This is a genomic window from Mesorhizobium sp. WSM4906 (assembly GCF_029674625.1).
Classification (GTDB): Bacteria; Pseudomonadota; Alphaproteobacteria; order Rhizobiales; family Rhizobiaceae; genus Mesorhizobium.
The window spans coordinates 849,168-868,711 of record NZ_CP121355.1 but is presented as its reverse complement, the minus strand read 5'-3'; the positions used below and the strand labels follow the sequence as shown (position 1 = coordinate 868,711).

Below are 19,544 nucleotides of genomic sequence, written 5' to 3'. Positions count from 1 at the left end.
AAAACCATGGCCGAGAAAATCATCCTCGCTTCGGGCAGCCCGTTCCGCAAGGCGATGCTCGTCAATGCCGGGCTCGACATTGAGGCGGTGCCGGCCGACGTCGACGAGCGGGCGCTCGAGGCGCCTTTGCAGGACAGCGGCGTGTCTCCCGAAGATGTCGCTGCGATCCTGGCCGAAGCCAAGGCGACCGATGTCAGCGAGCGCAGACCGGGCGCGCTGGTGCTCGGCTGCGATCAGACGCTGTCGCTCGGCGACGAGATATTCCACAAGCCGGCCGACATGGAAGGCGCGAGGAGGCATCTCCTGGCTTTGTCGGGCAAGACGCATCAGCTGAACAGCGCCGCCGTGCTCTGCCGCAACGGCGAAGTGCTGTGGCGCCATGTCGGCGTCGCCGGCCTGACCATGCGCAAGCTCGATCCCGCCTTCATCGGCCGGCACCTGGCGCGCGTCGGCGCCAAGGCTTTGGCAAGTGTCGGCGCCTACCAGATCGAGGGCGAGGGCATCCAGCTCTTCGAAAAGATCGAAGGCGACTATTTCACGATCGTCGGCCTGCCGCTCCTGCCGGTGCTGAAAGAGCTGCGCGCGCTGGGAGCGATCGATGGCTGAGCGAAAGGCTTTCGTCACCGGCCATCCGATCGCGCATTCGCGCTCGCCGAAGATTCACGGCTACTGGCTGGCGAAATACGGCATCGACGGCAGCTACCACGCGATCGACATCGCGCCGGACGACTTCGCCGCGTTCCTGAAATCGCTGGGCGAGAACGGCTATCGCGGCGGCAACGTCACCATACCGCACAAGGAAGCGGCCTTTGTCCTGGTCGAGCGCCGCGACGAGGCGGCCGAAGCAATCGGCGCGGTCAACACGCTGTGGCTGGAAGACGGTGTCTTGTGGGGCGGCAACACCGACGGTCTCGGCTTTGCCGGCAATCTCGACGAACACGCCCCTGGCTGGGCGGCGAACGGGCCGGCCGTGGTGCTGGGCGCGGGCGGCGCGTCCCGCGCGGTCATCCACGCGCTGAAGCAGCGCGGCGTGAGCGACATCCGCATCGTCAACCGCACGTTGGCAAGGGCTGAGGAACTCGCCGACCGGTTCGGTGCCGGCGTTTCCGCGCATGCAGCCGGTGCGGCCGGCGAACTGCTTGCCGATGCCGGCCTGCTCATCAACACCACCGCGCTCGGCATGCACGGCAACGAAACCCTCGCCGCAGATCCGGCGGGTCTGCCCGGCCATGCCATCGTCACCGACATCGTCTATGTGCCGCTGGAGACGCCGCTTCTGGCCGCGGCCAGAGCGCGCGGCCTGAAGACGGTCGATGGCCTCGGCATGCTGCTGCATCAGGCGGTGCCCGGTTTCGAGCGCTGGTTCGGCAAGCGGCCGGAAGTCACGCCCGAATTGCGGCGCATGATCGTCGCCGATATCGAAACGCATTGAGATGGCGGGCAAAGCCATGATCGTGCTCGGCCTCACCGGATCGATCGGCATGGGCAAGTCGACCACCGCAAAAATGTTCGCCGAGGCCGGCGTGCCGGTGCATGATTCGGACGAGACCGTGCATCGGCTCTATGCCGGCAAGGCGGCGCCTCTGGTCGAAGCGGCCTTTCCCGGCACGACGAAGGCGGGCGTGGTCGATCGCGCCCGGCTGGCCGAGAAGGTGCTGGGCGATCCCGCGGCGCTGAAGAAGCTCGAGGCGATCATCCATCCGCTGGTGCGCGCCGATGCCGATGCGTTCCTGGCCAGGCACCGTGCCGCCGGCGCGCCGCTCGCCGTGCTCGACATCCCGCTGCTGTTCGAAACAGGCGGCCGCAACCGCGTCGACAAGGTCGTGGTCGTCACCGCGCCTGCCGAGGTGCAGCGCTCCCGTGTGCTCGAAAGGCCCGGCATGAGCGAGGAGAAATTCGCCTCCATCCTTGCCAAGCAGGTGCCGGACGCCGAGAAGCGCCGTCAGGCCGATTTCATCGTCGACACCGGCCATGGTTTTGACGCCGCGCGGGCGGCGGTCACCGCCATCGTCGGCGATTTGACGATGGCCAAGAATTGACCGGGGATAAGTCCGGCAAAAACGCTTCCTGACGCCTGTTGTCAGCAGCCCCCATTGCCATTTTGTTCCGGTGTATGATTCTGCCCTCCTGGAGCAAGCTGATTCGAAATGCGTGAGATCATCTTCGATACCGAAACCACCGGCCTCGATTTGCGCGACGACCGCATCATCGAGCTCGGCGGCGTCGAGCTGGTCAACCGCTTCCCGACCGGCCGCACCTTCCACAAATTCATCAATCCGCAGGGGCGCGCCATTCATGCCGAGGCGCAGGCCGTGCACGGCATCAGCGCCGCCGATCTGGTCGGCAAGCCGACCTTCGCCGAAATCGCCGACGAATGGCTGGCCTTCACCGACGGCGCCAAGCTGATCGCCCACAACGCCACGTTCGACATCGGTTTCCTCAACCTCGAATTCAGCCGGCTCGACCATCCGGCCATCGATCCCGGCCGCATCGTCGACACGCTGGCGCTGGCGCGCCGCAAGCATCCGATGGGCCCGAATTCGCTGGATGCGCTTTGCCGGCGCTACGGCATCGACAACACCCGCCGCACCAAGCACGGCGCGCTGCTCGACTCCGAATTGCTGGCCGAGGTCTACATTGAGCTCATCGGCGGCAAGCAGGCGGCGCTGGTCCTCGAGACCGTGGCCGTGCAGATGAACGGCGCCGGCGAGGTGGTCGATATCGACATCTCGATCGGCGCTCGGCCGATCGCCCTGCCGCCGCGCCTCACAGAGGCGGATCGCGCTGCCCATGCCGGCCTCGTCGGCACGCTCGGCGAAAAGGCGTTGTGGCTGAAGGTGGCTGCCGGTTGAGCGGCCGCTTCTGGTGCCTACCTCGGAGATTAGCTAGCGGAAACCCTCATGAATTCGTCATACTCGGGCTTGACCCGAGTATCCATGCCATGACCCTTGCCGTAGAGTGCAACGGTGCAGAATTCTGTAACCGTCGCAACGCCTTAGCGTAACGGCATGGATCCTAGGGTCTGCGCGCGTCGCTTCGCTCCTTGCTCCGCCCTAGGATGACGGCCGGACGATTCGTCATGGCAAATCGCGAAGGTCGGAGCCAGCCGAGCCAACAATAAGCGGCTGTAGGTTGAGCACTTGCTCGTTGGCGCCAACCCACGCGGTTAGCTGTATCGCCCATTCTTTCGTCATACTCGGGCTTGACCCGAGTATCCATGCCGTGACCGTCGCCGCAGAGTGCAACGGTGCAAAATTCTGTAACCGTTGCAATGCTTTAGCGTAACGGCATGGATCCTAGGGTCTGCGCTGCGTCGCTTCGCTCCTGCTCCGCCCTAGGATTGTTTGAGAAGGATCGGGTAGTTTGGCGGCCGGGACTGCGGCCCATCACAGCCAGCAGTCCCGGCGGCAGGCGACCGTCCCTGGGACCGGGTAGCACCCGACGTCATCAAGGTCCCTGCCGTCTTTGTCCGCCATCGCTTGGAGAGTTGATTGGCCGCCGGCTCACGCCACGCCCGCAAACAATCCGAAGCCCTTTAAGGATACCACCAGCATGGCCTTCCTGCATCACAACCGCAATTGTGCCTCGGCTTCGACATCGCCAAGGACACCATCACCGTCTGTGACGGCGCCACCACCCGCACTATCGCCAATCAGCGGCGCACGATCCGTGCCTTGCTCAAGAGCTACAAACACATCGACCTTGTCGTGTGCGAGCCGACCGGCGGCCATGAAAGCCTGCTGCTCGAGGAGTGCCTGCGCGCCGGTATCGCCTGCCATCGTGCCGACACGCTCAAGGTCAAGAGCTTCATCCGCTCCTACGGCACGCACGGCAAGAGCGACGCCATCGATGCCGGCATGCTTTGGGCCTATGGCCGTGAGCGCTGGGATAAGCTGTGCCTGTGGCAGGCTCCAGACGCTGAGGAGATCCGCCTGCGCGCCTTGGTCCGCCGCCGCCAGGAGCTCATAGCCCTCAGGGGCGCCGAGAAGAACCGCCTCAAGGCTCCCGGCGGCCGCGAGCTCGCCGCCTCCTTCAAGGCGCTGATCAAAGCCATCGACAATCAGATCAAGGCCATCGAGGCCGACATCCGCGAGCTCGTCGCCAACAGCACCACCCTCAAGCACCGGGCAGCCATCTGCACGGCCATGGACAGTCTCGGCCCGATCGTGGCGGCCAAGCTCTTGGCCACCTTGCCCGAACTGGGGTCCATGACACGCCGCAAGGCTGCAGCCCTTGCAGGGCTCGCGCCTCATCCAAACGACAGTGGCCAAAAACACGGCTACCGCAAAATCCGTGGCGGACGACCAGAGGTCAGGAGCATGCTCTACATGCCCGCCTTGCACGCCGCTGCCGGAAGGGGCGAGTTCGCACCATTCTACAAACGCCTTCGCGCCAACGGCAAGAAGCCAATGGTGGCCATCGCCGCCGTCATGCGAAAGATCATCGTCACCCTAAACGCTAGGCTTAGAGACGCCTCGATCCTTCAGAGTTGATGACGAGCGAGATGTCGTAGCGGCAATTCGCGAAGGTCGAAGAAAATAAAAGCCCGGCGCTAGGCCGGGCTTCTCGACCAACCGGCCAAGCCTGTCTCAGCTCACCTGGACCTTGCTCGCGGCCTGGTCCTCGGCGATGCGCTGCTGGAACATCTGCGCGAAATCGATCGGGTCGAGCATCAGCGGCGGGAAGCCGCCATTGCGGGTGGCGTCCGCGATGATCTGACGGGCGAAGGGGAACAGAAGCCGCGGGCACTCGATGAACAGGATCGGCAGCATGTGCTCCTGCGGGAAGCCGCTGATGGCGAAGACGCCGCCATAGACCAGCTCGACGTTGAACAGCACTTCCTGATCGAAGGAGGCCTTGGCGTTCAACGTCAGATTGACGTCGAACTGCTTGTCCGAAAGCGGATTGGCGTTGACGTTGACATTGATGGCGATGCCGGGCGCCTTGTCGCGGCCGCGCAGCGAGTTCGGCGCTCCAGGGCTTTCGAAGGACAGGTCCTTCACATATTGCGCAAGCACGTTGAGCGAGGGCTGTGCCTGGTTGCCGTTGCCATTGGCGGCGGCGTCATCGTTGCTGGCCATGAGCCTTTGTCCTTTTGCCTGGGCAGCATTGCTGACCGGATTGAAATCGCGGGTTCGCTACCATGCTCGGCAGGACAAAACAAGTTTTGCTGCCTTTATCGGCAGACGGAACGGGAAGCGCAAACGCTGGGGATTGGCCAAAGCGCTCCAACCTCGTCATTCCAGGGCGGAGCAGCCGCGAAGCGGCGTCGCGAAGACCCTGGAATCCATGCCGTGACCTCGGCCGAAGAATGCTGCGGAGCAGAATTCTTCGCCGCGGACGGTGCTCCCAGGTCACGGCTGGATCCTATGGTCTGCGCCGCGTCGCTTCGCTCCTTGCTCCGCCATAGGATGACGAAGCGATAGGCGTCCTACTTGCCAATGCTACGACTGCTCAATCCTTTGGTCGAAAGACCTAGTCATCCTTCAGTCGCCGCCAGGGGGAATTGTGGTCCGGCCCGCGTTTGAAGTCGTCCTCACGCGTGTAATCGCTGTCGTCGAGATCGATGACCCTGTCGCGCCGGCGGGCTGAAAAGCCGCTGCTGAAGCTGGTCGCCATCACGATGCGGTTCTTGAGCAGGCGCCAGGCGAGATCCCGCACCGGCGGCAGGAGCAGCAGGATGGCGATGATGTCGGTGATGAAGCCTGGAATGATGAGCAGGACCGCCGCCAGCACGATCATCGCGCCATGCGCGAGCTGGCGGCTGGGATCGCGTCCGGCATCCATTTCCGCCCGCACCCGCGCCATCACCCCGAAACCCTGGTGGCGAAGCAGCAGGCTGCCTGCGATGCTGGAAAGGATGACGAGCCCGACCGTCGCCAGCGCGCCAATTTCGCGGCCGACGACGACGAAGCCTGCTATCTCCAGAAGCGGCAGCAGGATCAGGAACAGCGGGAAGATTGAAAGTCGCAAATCTCTATCGATCGCTTTCTTCTTTTGCGGCCTCGCGGGCAATCGCCGCTGGCACTGGGGCCATTAGATAGGTATGGCTGCCTTTGATTTGAATGATTGCGCCCGCCGTTCTATATGCTTTGGGTAATGAACGCTATGCGACCGCCGCCATCCTAGGGGCTCTGGTGGTCCGGCCAGGACAGGGATCGAATTGGCGGAAGATATGGGTTTCTTCGACTTCGGCACGATTTTCTTCTTGATTGCGGCGGTGGTGATCTTCTTCCAGCTCCGCAACGTGCTGGGCCGTCGCACCGGAAACGAGCGCCCGCCTTTCGACCCTTATTCGGCAAGCCGCACGCGCGACCAGGACGCGGCGCAGAAATCCGAGAATGTGGTGTCGCTGCCGCGCAAGCGCATGCCGGGGGAGGCGACGGCCGAGACCTATGCCGCGATCGACGCCTTCGCCAAACCGGATACCGATCTCAACAAGGGTCTGCGCACGATCAAGGACAACGATCCGACCTTCGATCCGAAGACCTTCATCGACGGCGCCAAGATGGCCTATGAGATGATCGTCATGGCCTTTGCCGACGGCGACCGCAAAACGCTGAAGAACCTGTTGTCGCGCGAAGTCTATGACAGCTTCGTTGCCGCGATCGGCGAGCGCGAGGCGAAGGCGGAAAAGATCCAGTCTTCCTTTGTCGGCATCGACAAGGTCGATATCGTCGCCGCCGAGATGAAGGGCTCGGAGGCGCATATCACGCTGCGCATCGTCAGCGAGCTGATTTCGGCGACCCGCGACAAGGTCGGCGCCGTCATCGACGGCGATCCCGAGAAGGTCGCCGAGGTCAAGGACGTCTGGACCTTCTTCCGCGATACCCGCTCGCGGGATCCGAACTGGAAGCTCGTCGCCACGGAAGAAGAAGACTGAGACCAAGCGGCGGGGCCAGGTCGTGCCGCTCTCTCCCACATTCATCCAAAAATCCTTCGGCGACCTGCAGGGCTGGGACGCGGACGACCATCTCGCCGCTTTCGCGGCGTTTAGACGCTCCGCTTTCCACGCGCCGACCAAGCCCTACCGCACCGGTTCGCTCGGCGTCGCGTTCGACGGCTTTGCCGAGGCCTACGCCGAAGCGCGGACCGTTTCACCGACGAATCGGTCCGAGGCGCGATCGTTCTTCGAGCGCCATTTCGTTCCCGCACTGGTGACGGCGGACAACGGCGGCGCCGGCCTCGTCACCGGCTTCTACGAGCCGGAGGCCGAGGCCTCGCCGGCGAGGACGGAGCGGTTCACCGTGCCGCTGCTCTCGCGCCCCGCCGATTTGATCGACATCGATGACAAAAACCGCCGTGGCGGCATGGACCCCTATCTCGCCTTCGCGCGCGATACGCCTGCCGGTCCGGTCGAATATTTCGACCGCGGCGAGATCGAGCGCGGCGCGCTTTCCGACCGGAAGCTCGAGATTGCCTGGCTCGCCGACAAGGTCGACGCCTTCTTCATCCACGTCCAGGGCGCGGCGCGACTAAAGATGACCGATGGCAGGCTCTCCCGCGTCACCTACGCCGCCAAATCCGGCCAGCGCTTCACCGGTCCGGGCAAGATCCTGAGCGAGCTCGGCGAAATCCCGCTTGCGAAGGTGACGATGCAGTCGATCCGCGCCTGGTTCAAGGCGCATCCCAACCGCGTCGACGAGATCCTCTGGCGGAACCGCTCCTACATTTTCTTCCGCGAAGCGCCGGTCGAGGATACGGCGCTCGGCCCGATCGCCGCCGCCAAGGTGCCGCTGACGCCCGGCCGCTCGGTCGCCGTCGACCGGCTGCTGCACACCTTCGGCACGCCCTTCTACATCGATGCGCCGACGCTCACGGCCTTCGACCGGAAACCGTTCCGGCGGCTGATGATCGCGCAGGACACCGGCTCGGCCATCACCGGTCCGGCGCGGGGCGATCTCTTCGCGGGCTCAGGCGATGCCGCCGGCGAAATCGCCGGCGTTGTGCGCGACGCCGCCGACTTCTACGCGCTGGTCCCGCGCGGGCTGGTCGACAGGAGGGGCGCGTGACCCGCCGCGACGACAAGCTCAGCGAGGACGATCGTATCCTATGGAACCTGGTGGCGCGGACGACGCGGCCGCTGAAAGGCAAGGCCGCGGTCGAGATTCCAGACATCGTCGAGCCCAAGCCGGCGCCGGCGTCCGCGCCGGCCAACGGCGTTTCGGTCGTTGCCGCGAAGCGGAAGCCGCAGCATGTCTCGCATGCGCTCGACGACCAGACGCTCGACAAGCTGAAGAAAGGCCGGCTGCCGATCGAGGGCCGCGTCGATCTGCATGGCATGACGCAGGACGAGGCTTATTCGCTGCTGCTCGGCTTCCTGCACCGCGCGCATGCCGGCGGCATCCGCTACGTGCTGGTCATCACCGGCAAGGGCTCGTCCTCGGGCGGCGACGGGATCTTGCGGCGCTCGGTGCCGCACTGGTTGTCGACACCGGCCTTCCGGCACCTTGTTTCGAGTCATGATCATGCCGCCCGCAATCATGGCGGCTCGGGCGCGCTCTATATCCGCTTGCGGCGGACGCGGTCATGAGGATGCCGGCCTTGAGGACACGACGGTGACCCCGTTCGGCGAGAAGCTCAGGGCATTGCGTGCCGAGCGCGGCGTCAGCCAGAAGGCGATGGCTCAGGCCATCGGCGTCAGCGCCGCCTATCTGTCGGCGCTGGAGCATGGCCGGCGCGGCGCGCCGACCTGGACGCTGATCCAGAAGATCATCGGCTATTTCAACATCATCTGGGACGACGCGGAGGATCTCGCCCGCCTCGCCGAGACCTCGCATCCCAGGGTCAGGATCGATACCTCCGGCCTGTCGCCCGCCGCGACCGAGCTGGCCAATCTCCTGGCCGAGAGCATCGAGAAACTGGACGAGGCGGAGCTGCGGAAGATCACCGCATCGGTTCGGGCGGCGCTGAGGGGATAGTTACCCCGGATGACAAGGGGTGGGGTTTAGCGGGTGGGGTTTAGCCGAAGCGCCCGAACTTCGTCATCCACGGGCGGAGCGGGAGCGAAGCGGACGCGCAGACCCGAGGATCCATTCCGTGACTTCGCGCGAAGGGTAGGCGGCGCAGAACAGAGGTCGTTATGCACCGCGGTGACGCTTATAGGTAACGGAATGGATCCTATGGTCTGCGCTGCGTCGCTTCGCTCCTTGCTCCGCCATAGGATGACGACGGCGCGAGGGCCGAAGCTTCAGTGTACTACGCCGCGTCGCTGCGCTCCTTGCTTCGCCCTGGAATGACGAAATTGGCGCCGCCAGCTTTGCCTATTGCACCGATCCCACAAGCACCGGCTGGCCGTCGCGGATCGAGACCCAGCGGCCGGTGTTGTCGATCGCCTGGCGCTTGAGATAGCGGTAGCCGGTCGCGTCCCAGGCTTTGACCTTGTCGGTCAGATTGTCGAGGATGTAGTCACCCTTGTCGGTGCGCACCGTCAGCACGGAATGGCCTTCGCCGTCGGGCTTGCGCACGACGGTGATCAAGAGATCGGCGAGCGACATGCCCATGCGATAGAGCTCGCGCCGCTTCTCCAGCACATAGTCCTCGCAGTCGCCGAAGCCGTTGTCCGGATAGGTCCAGACCTCGTCCTTGGCGTAATTGTCGAGATCGCTCATCGGCTTGACGGCGGCGTTGACCTTGGCGGTCACGCTGATCAGCCTGCGCCACAGGCCGTCGGTCATCGTGGCCGGCGCGAGATTGGCCGGGCGGATGTTGCATTCACTCGGATGCGCCTTGCAGAAATCGTAGTGTCCGATCGGCTGCGAGGTCAGGCCGCCGGTGACCATGGCGCCTGCCGCCCATGCCGGCACCGCCCAGTGAGCCGAGATCGCCAACCCTGCGACTGCGCACAAGCGCAGCATCCGCGTCATCGGTGAGGAAGTCATTGTCCCCCGGTCCGCCCTGTTCTTTTATTAACGAAACGTTAAAGGCGATTTACAGTCCGTGTCAATTAGAGACAACGGCTAGTTTGACGGCATGGTTACCCGCGCGATCCTGACAGCGGCACTTTCGCAACAGCGCCGTCGGCGCCCGCCCGAAACCGCCCGCCGTTAGCTTCCCTTCGGCGCAGACGCCTCCTCGTCATTCCAGGGCGAAGCAGGAGCGAAGCTCCGTCGCGGAGACCCTGGAATCCATGCCGTGAGGTTGCGCGAAGAGCAAAGGCGGCGCAAGACGGAGGTTGTTCTGCACCGCTGCACCATTCGTATGCAACGGCATGGATCCTAGGGTCTGCGCTGCGTCGCTTCGCTCCTTGCTTCGCCCTAGGATGACGAGGCAGCGGGTGTCTCGGCCGATCACCAAGGCACGCGACCTGCCAGCGCAAGCATAGCCGCCGGGCAAGCGTTTCGGCGCCGTGCTCAGCTCTTGGCGGAGCGGACCAGCTTGGGCTTCGCCGCCACCCGGGTCTGGCGGCCATAGCTGGCGATGAAGTCGACGATGCGCGGCACGATCTCGGACCGGAACCGTGAACCGTTGAAGACGCCATAATGGCCGACGGCCGGCTGCATGTAATGGGCTTGCCTGTCGGCCGGGATGTTCGCGCAAAGGTCGTGCGCGGCCTGGGTCTGGCCGAGGCCGGAAATATCGTCGTTCTCACCCTCGACGGTGAACAGGGCGACGTTGCGGATGAGGCTCGGATCGACGGCCTCGCCGCGATGGGTCATTTCGCCCTTCGGCAAGGCGTGGCGCACGAACACCGTGTCGACGGTCTGCAGGTAGAACTCGGCGGTCAGATCCATCACCGCCAGATATTCGTCATAGAAGTCGCGGTGCTTCTCGGCGTTGTCGCCATCGTTCTTCACAAGGTGCATGAAGAAGTCCTTGTGGGCGATGATATGGCGGTCGAGATTCATGCTCATGAAGCCCGAGAGCTGCAGGAAGCCGGGATAGACCTCGCGGCCGAATCCGGGCACCGGCCAGGGCGCCTGCATGATGACGTTGTCGCGGAACCAGCCGATGCCCTTTTCCTCGGCCAGCAGATTGACCGCGGTCGGGTTGCGGCGGGTGTCGATCGGACCGCCCATCAGCGTCATGGTCGACGGCACGAAGGGATCGCCGCGCTTTTCCATCAGCGCTACCGCCGCCAGCACCGGCACCGATGGCTGGCAGACCGCCATCACATGGGTGTCCGGACCCAGCGCATGGAACATGTCGATGACATAGTCGATATAGTCGTCGAGATCGAAGCTCCCCTTCGACAGCGGTACCATGCGGGCGTCGACCCAGTCGGTGATGTGCACGTCGGCGTGAGGCAGCATCGCCTCGACCGTGCCGCGCAGCAGCGTCGCATAGTGGCCGGACATCGGCGCCACGATCAGAAGCTTCGGGTCCGGCTTGCGGCCCGCCGGAAGCGAACGCTCGAAGCGGGTGAGGTTGCAGAAAGGCTTCGACCAGACGTTCTTTTCGGTGACGTCGACGGTCTTCCAGTCGATCACCGTCTCGGTCAGGCCGAATTGCGGCTTGCCGTAGCGGCGCGTGGTGCGCTCGAACAGTTCGGCGGCTGCCGCGACCGAACGGCCGAGCGGCGTGTGCGAGACGGGATTGAGCGGGTTGGAATAGAAAAGCCGCACCGCGTCGGCGTAGAGGCGGGCGGGCTGCAGCGCCGCATGGTTCATTTCGTAGAGCTGGTAGAACATCGGGAACCTCGCTGCTACCTGACGACCAAAGGGCCGACGAGCAGCGCCGAGCCTCGAATGTCTCGCAGCGAGGTTAACAAGATACTGTTGGGATGCAATACGTCACGTGGCGTGACGAATAGGTCTTTCGTCGAAAGCGTTGGAAAACCGGCTCGAAGGGCACAGCCGGCTCAATGTGCACCGCCGAAATATGTAGGAAATATGTCCGGCCCCTCTTACCGGACATATCAGACATATCAGACGCGCGCCATGCACACCGCGGTGTGGCCCGAGCCGATAAAACCGAGCTGGCTGGCGGCGCCGCGGGAAAGGTCGAGCATGCGGCCCCTGACGAACGGTCCGCGATCGTTGATGCGCACGACGACGCTGCGGCCGTTGTTCTTGTTGGTGACCCTGAGCTTGGTGCCGAACGGCAAGCTGCGGTGCGCTGCGGTCAGTGCGGCGGGGTTCATGCGCTCGCCGGAAGCGGTTCTCGAATGCAGCGCATACCAAGAGGCGCGTCCGCATTGCGCGGCGGCCGAGGAGGCGCTCGACGCGCCAGCCGTCAGGCCAGCCGCGATCGTTACCGCGACAAGCGCGGTGCGGTTGGTTTTCTTCATCTTTTAGGGGTGGGCTCCGTTTATAGACAACCCGCCGTAAGTGCCGAATGAGGCGGGAAATGCGGCATTGATCTGGCGGTTCCATGGCAAAGGCACACGTTTGGAGTCGCCGCGAAACAGTTTGTCATGAAATTTCCGGAGCACGCAGGCGTATTCTTTGTGAAGACCGAGCCGGATTGCGGGAAGTCTCGAGTAGGATCGGCCGTCAATCCGCAAGTAGAAGCGGAAGCGATTGCCTGGCTTCCTTTCCCTCCTTTATTGCGCGCGCATTCCGGTGGAGGATCGACTTTCCAGGGGGATCTCGCTGATGCGATTGATCGGGAATTTGCTGGCGCTGCTCGTGCTGGCGATCGGTGTGCTGTGGTCGCTGCAGGGGCTCGGGCTGGTCCAGGGCAGCTTCATGACCGGCCAGAGACAATGGCTCTACATCGGCCTCGTCACCGCGCTGGTCGGCCTGCTCGGCCTCGGCTGGGCGAACCGCCCGCGCGTTTGAGGGAAAAGGCCCCCTTCTCCCCTTGTGGGAGAAGGTGTCGCCGAAGGCGACGGATGAGGGGTGTTCCAGGGAAAGCCGGCGTCTCACTCCGCTGGAGCACCCTCATCCGTCTCGGCGCTACGCGCCGATCCACCTTCTCCCACAAGGGGAGAAGGGGTGGTGCCGCGCCTGCCTTCACGCGGCCTTTGCCGCCGGCTTGGCCGTCTTGACGTGAGTGACGCTGCGGCGTCCGTCGACGCTCACCGGCACATCGCCGTCGACGGTGGCGCGGCGCACGATCCGGTGCTGGTCGCCATAGTCGTTCACCGCGTAATGCTGGGTGGCCCGATTGTCCCAGATCGCGACGTCACCGGCCTGCCAGCGCCAGCGCACGGTGTTTTCGGGCGTCGTCACATAGCTCTGGAACAATTCATAGAGCTTGGCGGAGTCGCTCTTCGACAGGCCGACGAAGCGCTGGACGAAATTGCCGAGCAACAGCGAGCGCTCGCCGGTTTCCGGATGCACGCGCACGACGGGGTGCTCGGTTTCGTAGACGGTCGAGGTGAAGACCTCCTCGAAATGCTTCCTTTCCTCGGCGGTGGCGCGAGGCCGCACGGCGGCATAGTCGTAGGCATTGCTGTGGATGGCCCAGAGATTGTCGGCCAGCAGCTTGAGCGGCGCCGGCAGGCTTTCATAGGCGGCGTGCGTGTTGGACCAGATGGTATCGCCCCCGGCCGCGGGAATGACGACGCCGCGAAGCACGGAGAATTTCGGATAGGCGTCCACGAAGGTGACGTCCGTGTGCCATTGGTCCGCGCGGCCGCCGCCGCGGCTCGAATCCAGATTGAGGATCGAGGCGGTGCCCGACACCGGCCCTTGCGTGGGATGCGGCACGAGATCGCCCAGGCGCCGCGCGAACAGCTCATGCTCGGAATCGTCGAGATGCTCCTGGCCACGGAAGAAGACGACCTTGTGCTTCAAAAGCAGCTGGTTGATCGCCGCGATGGTGGCGCCCGACAGGCTTCCGCCAAGCTGGATGCCCCTGATTTCCGCGCCCACGCGGGCGGTCAGCGGAAAGATGTCGGTTGGCGGAATGACCTGGTCGACGGCGGCTAGGTTGCTCATGGGGATCTCCTCTTTGCTGGTTGGGGAAGGGAAAGGGCCGGTCACTGCGACCAGTATTGCCAGGCCCAGTAGAAACTCTCGTCGTGTGGCGGCAGGCGGCCGCGCTCCGCGTCGAGCCGGACCGGCGCCGGCGATCGGGGCGCGTCGTCCCGTGACGGCTTGTCCTCGTCGGGAAGGTGCAGAAGCCAGTGCCCGAGCGAGCGGCCGAGATGCGCGAAAAGCACTGCGGTGGAATGGGCCATCGTCATTCTCCTTGGCTCGGATCATTCCCGCCCCGCCCAGGACACCAGCGCGCGCTCGATCCTGCGGATGACGAATTCCAGCGCGAAGGCGATCGTCGCGATCACCAGGATGCCCATCACCACGACATCGGTGACCAGGAACTGCGCGGCCGACTGGATCATGAAGCCCAGCCCGCGCGTCGCCGCCACCAGCTCGGCCGCCACCAGCGTCGACCAGCCGGCGCCGAGCGCGATGCGCAGGCCGGTGAGGATCGAGGGCAGCGCGCTGGGCAGCACGACATGGCGGACAAGCTGGCTCCGGGTCGCGCCGAGCGAACGCGCCGCGTCGATGCGCTCGCGCGACACGCCGCGCACGCCGGCGGCGGTCGACAGCGCCACCGGCGCCAGCATGGCGATGGCGATCACCAGGATCTTCGACGGTTCGCCGATGCCGAACCAGATGACGATCAGCGGCAGATAGGCGAGCGGCGGGATAGGCCGCAGGAACTCGAGCAGCGGATCGAACACGCCGCGTCCGACCCTGCTGATGCCGATGGCGAGCCCCATCGGAATGCCGACGACGATCGCCGCGATCAGCGCGGCGAACACGCGCCAGAGGCTGGCGGCGACGTGCTGGATCAGCGTCGCGTCGACGAAACCGTCGCGGGCGACGACGACGAACTTTGCCCAGACGGCGGCGGGCGATGGCAGGAAGACCGGCGAGACCAGTTGCAGCCGGGCCGACACCGTCCAAGCGGCCAACAGGACGAGGATGGTTATGGCGCTGACCAGCCGTGCCGAAATGCCCGTCCGGTCGCGTCGCGGCCGCGACCATGGCACCGAGAATCCATCGCGCTCGCCGGCTTTGGCTTCCCGTCGTTCGCTGTAGGTGCCGACGCTCATGCCGCCTCTCCCTCGAAGATCGCGTCGGTCAGCTCCGAGCGGGCCGCGGCAAAGGCCGGATCCGCCTTGATCGCGCGAATCGGCTCGCCGGCGGCATAGCGCCGGCCGAAATGGGTTTCGAAGCTGCGCACCACATGGCCGGGTCCCGGCGCCAGCACGACGACCCTGGTGGCAAGCACCAGCGCCTCCTCGATGCCGTGCGTGACCATCAGCACGCCGACCTGGGCAGCCGACCAGAGGTCGAGCAGCGTCGTCTGCATGCGTTCGCGCGTCAGCGCGTCGAGCGCCCCGAGCGGCTCGTCGAGCAGCAGGAATTCGGGTTCGGCGGCCAGCGCGCGCGCCAGGCCGACGCGCTGGCGCATGCCGCCGGAGAGTTCCCAGATGCGCCTGTCGCCGGCGCCGTCGAGTTTGACCAGCGACAGCAATTCGTCGGCGCGCCGTGCCCGGCTGTCGGCGCTCACGCCGCGCAATCGAAGCGCGAAGGCGACGTTTTCCCGCGCGGTCAGCCAGGGAAACAGCGCGTCATTCTGGAACACCACGGCGCGGTCGGGTCCGGGCGCGGTGATCGGCTGGCCGGCGATCATGGCCCGGCCGCGCGCCGGCTTCACCAAGCCGGCAGCGACGTTGAGCAGTGAGGTCTTGCCGCAACCCGAGCGGCCGACCAGCACGACGAAGTCGCCCTTGCCTATGTCGAGCGAAACGCGTTCGACCGCCGGCGCCGGTTGGCCGTCATAGTGGACGGTGACCTTGTCGAGCGTCAGATGCGGCATTGGGCTCAAACCTCCGCTGGATCAAGCGCTGGGTCAGGGGCCTGCCCCGAAGCCGCGCCTCGTGAGCGGCTCCGGGACAGGCAAGCGCAAGGCCAGGGAAGAAGGGCCGCGCTTGTCGAGCAATTCCAGGAAGGGCGGTCTTCCTTCCGGAACTGCCTGGAGAAAAGCTCAGTTCGAGGCGAGCGCCTCGCTGGCATATTTGGTCGTGACGTATTTCGAATAGTCGGGCAGCACCGCGTCGATCTTGCCCTGCTCCTTGAGGAAGGCCGATGCCGCCGCGATCGCCTTGACCGTGCCGCCGCCGAGGAACTTGTCGGAGGCCTGCTCGTCCAGCGTCGGGAAGACATAGCCCTTGAGCAGTTCCGGCACCTCTTCCAGCTTGGCGCCGGTGATCTTGGCGATCTTGCCGGCCTCAGGCGAAGAGACCGACCAGGCCTCTGGCTTGGCCAGGTATTGGGCATAAGCCTCGCCCGTCACCTTGACGAAGTCGCGCACCGCTTCCGGATGCTTGTCGGCGAAGTCGGCGCGCACGATCCAGGCGTCGAAGGTCGGCGCGCCCCAGGCCGCCACTTGCGAGGAATCGAGCACCACCTTGCCGGAGGTCTTGATCTGGCCGAGCGCCGGGTCCCAGACATAGGCCGCGTCGATGTCGCCGCGCGCGAAGGCGGCGGCGATTTCCGGCGGCCTGAGATTGAGGATCTCGACCGCCTTGGCATCGACGCCCTCGTGCTTCAGCGCCGCGAGCAGGCTGTAATGCGTGGTTGAAACGAACGGCACCGCCACCTTCTTGCCGGCGAGGTCGGCGACTTTCTCGATGCCGGCGCCGTTGCGGGCGACGAGCGCTTCCGACGGCCCGATCAGTCCGACCACGAAGATGGTCTCAATCGGCAGCTCGCGGCTGGCGGCCGCAGCCAGCGGACTCGAGCCGACATAGCCTATGTCGACCGAACCAGAAGCGATCGCCGCGATGACGTCGGCGCCGGAATCGAATTTGCGCCAGTCGATCGCGGCCTTGGTCGCCTTCTCATAGGCGCCATCTGCCTGCGGCACCTTCGAGGGCTCGACCACCGTCTGGTAGCCGATGGTGATTTTCAAATCCTCGGCCATGACTGGGCCGAGCAGGGCGGCGCTTGCCAGCGCTGCCGACGACAGGACAAGAATGCGTCTGGAAATGGTCGACATGAAAGGCTCCATTCAAAGGAGAAAACCGGATTGCCTTTCTATCGTCTGTTAATTCTATCGGGTTTGTAGAGTTAAATCCTTCCAACCAAACGGGCTTTGTTGGAAAAGTGTCGCTAGGTACCAGCGGCGGAGGCGCAAAAGGTTGGTCGCGGGTGCTTGGTGACCGGAGCCTCTCGGAGATTGGCGAGCCGTCCCTTCTGTCGTCATTCTAGGGCGGAGCAAGGAGCGAAGCGACGCGTCCCTAGAATCCATGCCGTAAAATAGAGGTGATGCTACGGTACAGAACTGTCCGGTGTTGCGCCGGGTCTTTGTTCTGCATCGTGGCACCTATCATGAATGTAACGGAATGGATCCTAGGGTCTGCGCTCCGCTTCGCGTCGCTTCGCCCTAGGATGACGAAGCCGACCAATACGCTTGGTCAGGCTGCGAACAAAAATCCCGCTGTCACCTTTTCCAGGTAAATCCATGCCCCAGATAGCGGCGGAATTGAAACCGGCTTTCGTGTGCGAACGGGTTAGTATAGTAATCTTATCGACATTAGGGAGAGAGAACGATGCGCGACCAACTGAATCGCATACCGCTATTCGTTCGTGGCGCCGGCCGGCCGGCCGCGGCATCGGCTGCCTCATGGCAGTCGGCCCCGGCTGTCTAGGCCCGATCGCGGCCCCTCGAGCCTCCTGAATTTCAGCCATGGTTGGACGCGGCAATTCCATCATCATTGTCGGCGGCGGCGCCAGCGGCGTCGTGCTGGCTGCGCATCTGCTCAAATCGCCGAACCCCGATCTGCGCGTCACGCTGATCGAGAAGCGTCCGCATTTCGGCCAGGGCATGGCCTATTCGACGCTGCTTTCCGCGCATGTGCTCAACGTCAAGGCCTCGGGCATGAGCGCCTATGCCGACGATCCGGACAATTTCGCGCGCTGGGTGCTGGAGCGCGGCCTCGCCCTGCCGGACCAGGGGCCGTTCTATGCGCCGCGCAGCCTCTATGCCCGCTATCTGAAGGAGCTGCTCGACGATCTCGAAGACCGCGAGCGCGAGCGCGGCCGTTTGCGGCTGATCCGCGAGGAGAGCCTGTCGGTCTCGCCGACCCCGTCGGGCGTCGAGGTGGCCCTGGCCAACGGCACCAGCGTCGTCGGCCACCTTGCCGTCTTGGCCACCGGCCATGACGAGCAGCCGGGTGCCTTCCAGGGCCGCGCCATCCGGATGGGATCGGAGGCCGACACGGCGCTCGACCCGCAGGCTCCCGTGCTGGTGCTCGGCACGGGCCTCAGCATGGTCGACGCCTTTCTTTCGCTGGAGCAGCGCGGCCATCGCGGCGAGATCGTCGCCGTGTCGCGGCGCGGTCTGCTGCCCTCGCCGCATCGCAAGGGCAACCCGATCAAGCTCGATGTCGCCGACATCCCGCTCGGCACCCAGCTCTCCTATTTCGTCGGCTGGTTCCGCAACCTGATCCGCGAGAACCAGAAGGCCGGCGGCGACTGGCGCGACGTCGTCGACGGCTTGAGGCCCTTCAACCAGAAGATCTGGCAGAACTGGCCGCCCTCGGCCAAACGCCGCTTCGTCGAGCACACCAAAGCCTGGTGGGACATCCATCGCCACCGCATGGCGCCGGAGGTTTACGAGCGTGTCACCGAAGCGGTCGGCTCGGGTCGCATCCGCCTCGTTGCCGGACGCGTCGCGGACATCGAACCGAACGACGGCTTCACCGTCACGATCCAGCAGCGCGGCACGCAGGCGCAGGAAAGGCTCGAGGTCGCGCGCATCTATGACTGCATGGGCATTGCCCGCGACATCTCGAAGACGTCGAACGGGCTCGTGCGTTCGCTGGTCGAGCGCGGCCTGGCCCGTCCCGATCCGCTGCGCCTCGGCCTCGACGTCACCGCCAGATGCGAGCTGATCGCGGCCGACGGCACGGTGTCGTCGAAGCTCCTCGCCGTCGGCCCGCTGACGCGCGGCACCTTCTTCGAGATCGACGCCATTCCCGACATCCGCGTCCAATGCGCCAAGCTCAGCAAGCAATTGCTGGGCTGAGCAATTCCAGGAAAAGCGTACCGGTTTTCCGTCCGGAATTGCGTAAAAACAAATACTCCAGGTTCCGGTTTGACCTTCAGCCGCCAAGCGCCTCGCAGACGACCCGCGCGGTCTCGGCGCCGGAAAAATTCTGCTGGCCGGTGATGAGATTGCCGTCGCGCACGGCAAAGCCGCGCCACAAGCCGGCCTGGACATAGTTGGCGCCGATCGCCTTGAGTTCGTCCTCGATTCGCCACGGCATCAGATGCTTGCCGCGTTCGAGCGCGCCCATCTCCCAGGTGGCTTTGTCGGCAAAGTCCTCCTCGGCATTGGCAAAGCCGGTGACGGTCTTGCCGGCGGCGAGCAGCGTTCCGTCGGTGTGCCTCGCGTAGCGAAGGATGGCGGTGCCATGGCAGAGCGCGGCGGCCACCTTGCCGGCTTCATGGAAGGCGACGAATATCCGCTGCAAATCGGTAGCGCGCTCGTAGGTGAACATCGGCGCCTGGCCGCCGGCGACGACGATTGCGTCGAAGCGCTCGACATCGATCTCGGCCACCGGTCGCGTGTTGTCGACCAGGGCAGAAAGTTTCGGGCTCGAAATGAAGCCGAGCGAGATGAGGTCGGTCTCCGAA

General features: G+C 64.8%; 22 protein-coding genes. 11 read left to right on the top strand and 11 right to left on the bottom strand.

Annotation, left to right across the window (positions count from 1 at the left end; all coding sequences use genetic code 11):
• The first annotated feature begins 6 nt into the window (after positions 1–6).
• From QAZ22_RS04100 to QAZ22_RS04080, 5 genes are all read left to right on the top strand, one after another.
• Positions 7–606: a Maf-like protein gene (locus tag QAZ22_RS04100; RefSeq protein ID WP_278205700.1), complete on the top strand. Its 600-nt coding sequence runs from the start codon at positions 7–9 to the stop codon at positions 604–606.
• Entirely contained in the window at positions 599–1,432 is an 834-nt protein-coding gene (locus QAZ22_RS04095) for a shikimate dehydrogenase (protein ID WP_278205699.1), read from the top strand. Before QAZ22_RS04100 ends, QAZ22_RS04095 begins: the two co-directional genes overlap by 8 nt.
• 16 nt (positions 1,433–1,448) lie before the next feature.
• Positions 1,449–2,039: a dephospho-CoA kinase gene (gene coaE, locus QAZ22_RS04090; protein ID WP_278207785.1), complete on the top strand. Its 591-nt coding sequence runs from the start codon at positions 1,449–1,451 to the stop codon at positions 2,037–2,039.
• A 108-nt stretch (positions 2,040–2,147) separates the two neighbouring features.
• Positions 2,148–2,852, top strand: a complete 705-nt coding sequence (dnaQ, locus tag QAZ22_RS04085; RefSeq protein ID WP_278205698.1) for a DNA polymerase III subunit epsilon — start codon at positions 2,148–2,150, stop codon at positions 2,850–2,852.
• Positions 2,853–3,578: 726 nt separating this feature from the next.
• Complete coding sequence (locus QAZ22_RS04080; protein ID WP_278203224.1) at positions 3,579–4,493, top strand: IS110 family transposase; 915 nt, start codon at positions 3,579–3,581, stop codon at positions 4,491–4,493.
• 96 nt (positions 4,494–4,589) lie between these two features.
• Here QAZ22_RS04080 and secB read toward each other — a convergent pair whose 3' ends face one another.
• Both secB and QAZ22_RS04070 read right to left on the bottom strand, forming a co-directional pair.
• Entirely contained in the window at positions 4,590–5,081 is a 492-nt protein-coding gene (gene secB / locus QAZ22_RS04075) for a protein-export chaperone SecB (protein WP_278205697.1), read from the bottom strand.
• Positions 5,082–5,475: 394 nt separating this feature from the next.
• Positions 5,476–5,973, bottom strand: a complete 498-nt coding sequence (locus QAZ22_RS04070) for an FxsA family protein (RefSeq protein ID WP_278205696.1) — start codon at positions 5,971–5,973, stop codon at positions 5,476–5,478.
• A gap of 202 nt (positions 5,974–6,175) precedes the next feature.
• On the opposite strand from QAZ22_RS04070, the gene QAZ22_RS04065 reads away from it, so the two are divergent.
• From QAZ22_RS04065 to QAZ22_RS04050, 4 genes are read left to right on the top strand one after another with little or no spacing between them, the layout of a single operon-like run.
• The gene (locus QAZ22_RS04065; protein WP_278205695.1) at positions 6,176–6,883 is read left to right on the top strand and encodes a Tim44/TimA family putative adaptor protein; all 708 of its coding nucleotides are present in this window, start codon (positions 6,176–6,178) and stop codon (positions 6,881–6,883) included.
• Positions 6,884–6,905: 22 nt separating this feature from the next.
• A complete protein-coding gene (locus QAZ22_RS04060; RefSeq protein WP_278205693.1) occupies positions 6,906–8,012 on the top strand; it encodes a murein transglycosylase A in 1,107 nt (368 codons plus the stop codon).
• Positions 8,009–8,533, top strand: a complete 525-nt coding sequence (locus QAZ22_RS04055; protein WP_278205691.1) for a Smr/MutS family protein — start codon at positions 8,009–8,011, stop codon at positions 8,531–8,533. Before QAZ22_RS04060 ends, QAZ22_RS04055 begins: the two co-directional genes overlap by 4 nt.
• A gap of 25 nt (positions 8,534–8,558) precedes the next feature.
• Positions 8,559–8,921 carry a helix-turn-helix transcriptional regulator gene (locus QAZ22_RS04050; RefSeq protein WP_278205690.1) on the top strand — a complete coding sequence of 121 codons (363 nt, stop codon included), beginning with the start codon at positions 8,559–8,561 and terminating at the stop codon, positions 8,919–8,921.
• A gap of 342 nt (positions 8,922–9,263) precedes the next feature.
• On the opposite strand, the gene QAZ22_RS04045 is transcribed toward QAZ22_RS04050, so the two are convergent.
• The 3 genes from QAZ22_RS04045 to QAZ22_RS04035 all read right to left on the bottom strand — a co-directional run bounded on the left by QAZ22_RS04045 (position 9,264) and on the right by QAZ22_RS04035 (position 12,229).
• Positions 9,264–9,881, bottom strand: a complete 618-nt coding sequence (locus QAZ22_RS04045) for a transglutaminase-like cysteine peptidase (RefSeq protein ID WP_278205688.1) — start codon at positions 9,879–9,881, stop codon at positions 9,264–9,266.
• 471 nt (positions 9,882–10,352) lie between these two features.
• Positions 10,353–11,630, bottom strand: coding sequence for a polyhydroxyalkanoate depolymerase (locus tag QAZ22_RS04040; RefSeq protein WP_278205687.1), 1,278 nt, complete (start codon positions 11,628–11,630; stop codon positions 10,353–10,355).
• 236 nt (positions 11,631–11,866) lie between these two features.
• Positions 11,867–12,229 carry a septal ring lytic transglycosylase RlpA family protein gene (locus QAZ22_RS04035; RefSeq protein WP_278205685.1) on the bottom strand — a complete coding sequence of 121 codons (363 nt, stop codon included), beginning with the start codon at positions 12,227–12,229 and terminating at the stop codon, positions 11,867–11,869.
• 307 nt (positions 12,230–12,536) lie between these two features.
• Between QAZ22_RS04035 and QAZ22_RS04030 the strand changes: the two genes are divergently transcribed.
• Positions 12,537–12,722 (top strand): hypothetical protein, encoded by a 186-nt coding sequence (locus tag QAZ22_RS04030; RefSeq protein WP_278205683.1) that lies wholly within the window; start codon positions 12,537–12,539, stop codon positions 12,720–12,722.
• Positions 12,723–12,896: 174 nt separating this feature from the next.
• Here QAZ22_RS04030 and QAZ22_RS04025 read toward each other — a convergent pair whose 3' ends face one another.
• The 5 genes from QAZ22_RS04025 to tauA all read right to left on the bottom strand — a co-directional run bounded on the left by QAZ22_RS04025 (position 12,897) and on the right by tauA (position 16,902).
• Positions 12,897–13,826 carry a TauD/TfdA family dioxygenase gene (locus tag QAZ22_RS04025; RefSeq protein ID WP_278205682.1) on the bottom strand — a complete coding sequence of 310 codons (930 nt, stop codon included), beginning with the start codon at positions 13,824–13,826 and terminating at the stop codon, positions 12,897–12,899.
• Positions 13,827–13,867: 41 nt separating this feature from the next.
• Complete coding sequence (locus tag QAZ22_RS04020) at positions 13,868–14,068, bottom strand: hypothetical protein (RefSeq protein WP_278205680.1); 201 nt, start codon at positions 14,066–14,068, stop codon at positions 13,868–13,870.
• Positions 14,069–14,089: 21 nt separating this feature from the next.
• On the bottom strand, positions 14,090–14,950 hold the full coding sequence (locus QAZ22_RS04015; protein ID WP_278205679.1) for an ABC transporter permease subunit: 861 nt from the start codon (positions 14,948–14,950) through the stop codon (positions 14,090–14,092).
• A complete protein-coding gene (locus QAZ22_RS04010; RefSeq protein ID WP_278205677.1) occupies positions 14,947–15,720 on the bottom strand; it encodes a taurine ABC transporter ATP-binding protein in 774 nt (257 codons plus the stop codon). The genes QAZ22_RS04015 and QAZ22_RS04010 overlap by 4 nt, the downstream gene beginning before the upstream one ends.
• A 168-nt stretch (positions 15,721–15,888) precedes the next feature.
• Positions 15,889–16,902 carry a taurine ABC transporter substrate-binding protein gene (gene tauA / locus QAZ22_RS04005; RefSeq protein WP_278205676.1) on the bottom strand — a complete coding sequence of 338 codons (1,014 nt, stop codon included), beginning with the start codon at positions 16,900–16,902 and terminating at the stop codon, positions 15,889–15,891.
• A gap of 690 nt (positions 16,903–17,592) precedes the next feature.
• On the opposite strand from tauA, the gene QAZ22_RS04000 reads away from it, so the two are divergent.
• Entirely contained in the window at positions 17,593–18,933 is a 1,341-nt protein-coding gene (locus tag QAZ22_RS04000; protein WP_278205675.1) for an FAD/NAD(P)-binding protein, read from the top strand.
• A gap of 76 nt (positions 18,934–19,009) precedes the next feature.
• Here the strand turns inward: QAZ22_RS04000 and QAZ22_RS03995 are convergent, their stop codons facing one another.
• Positions 19,010–19,468: a type 1 glutamine amidotransferase domain-containing protein gene (locus tag QAZ22_RS03995; RefSeq protein ID WP_278205674.1), complete on the bottom strand. Its 459-nt coding sequence runs from the start codon at positions 19,466–19,468 to the stop codon at positions 19,010–19,012.
• Positions 19,469–19,544 lie beyond the last annotated feature (76 nt).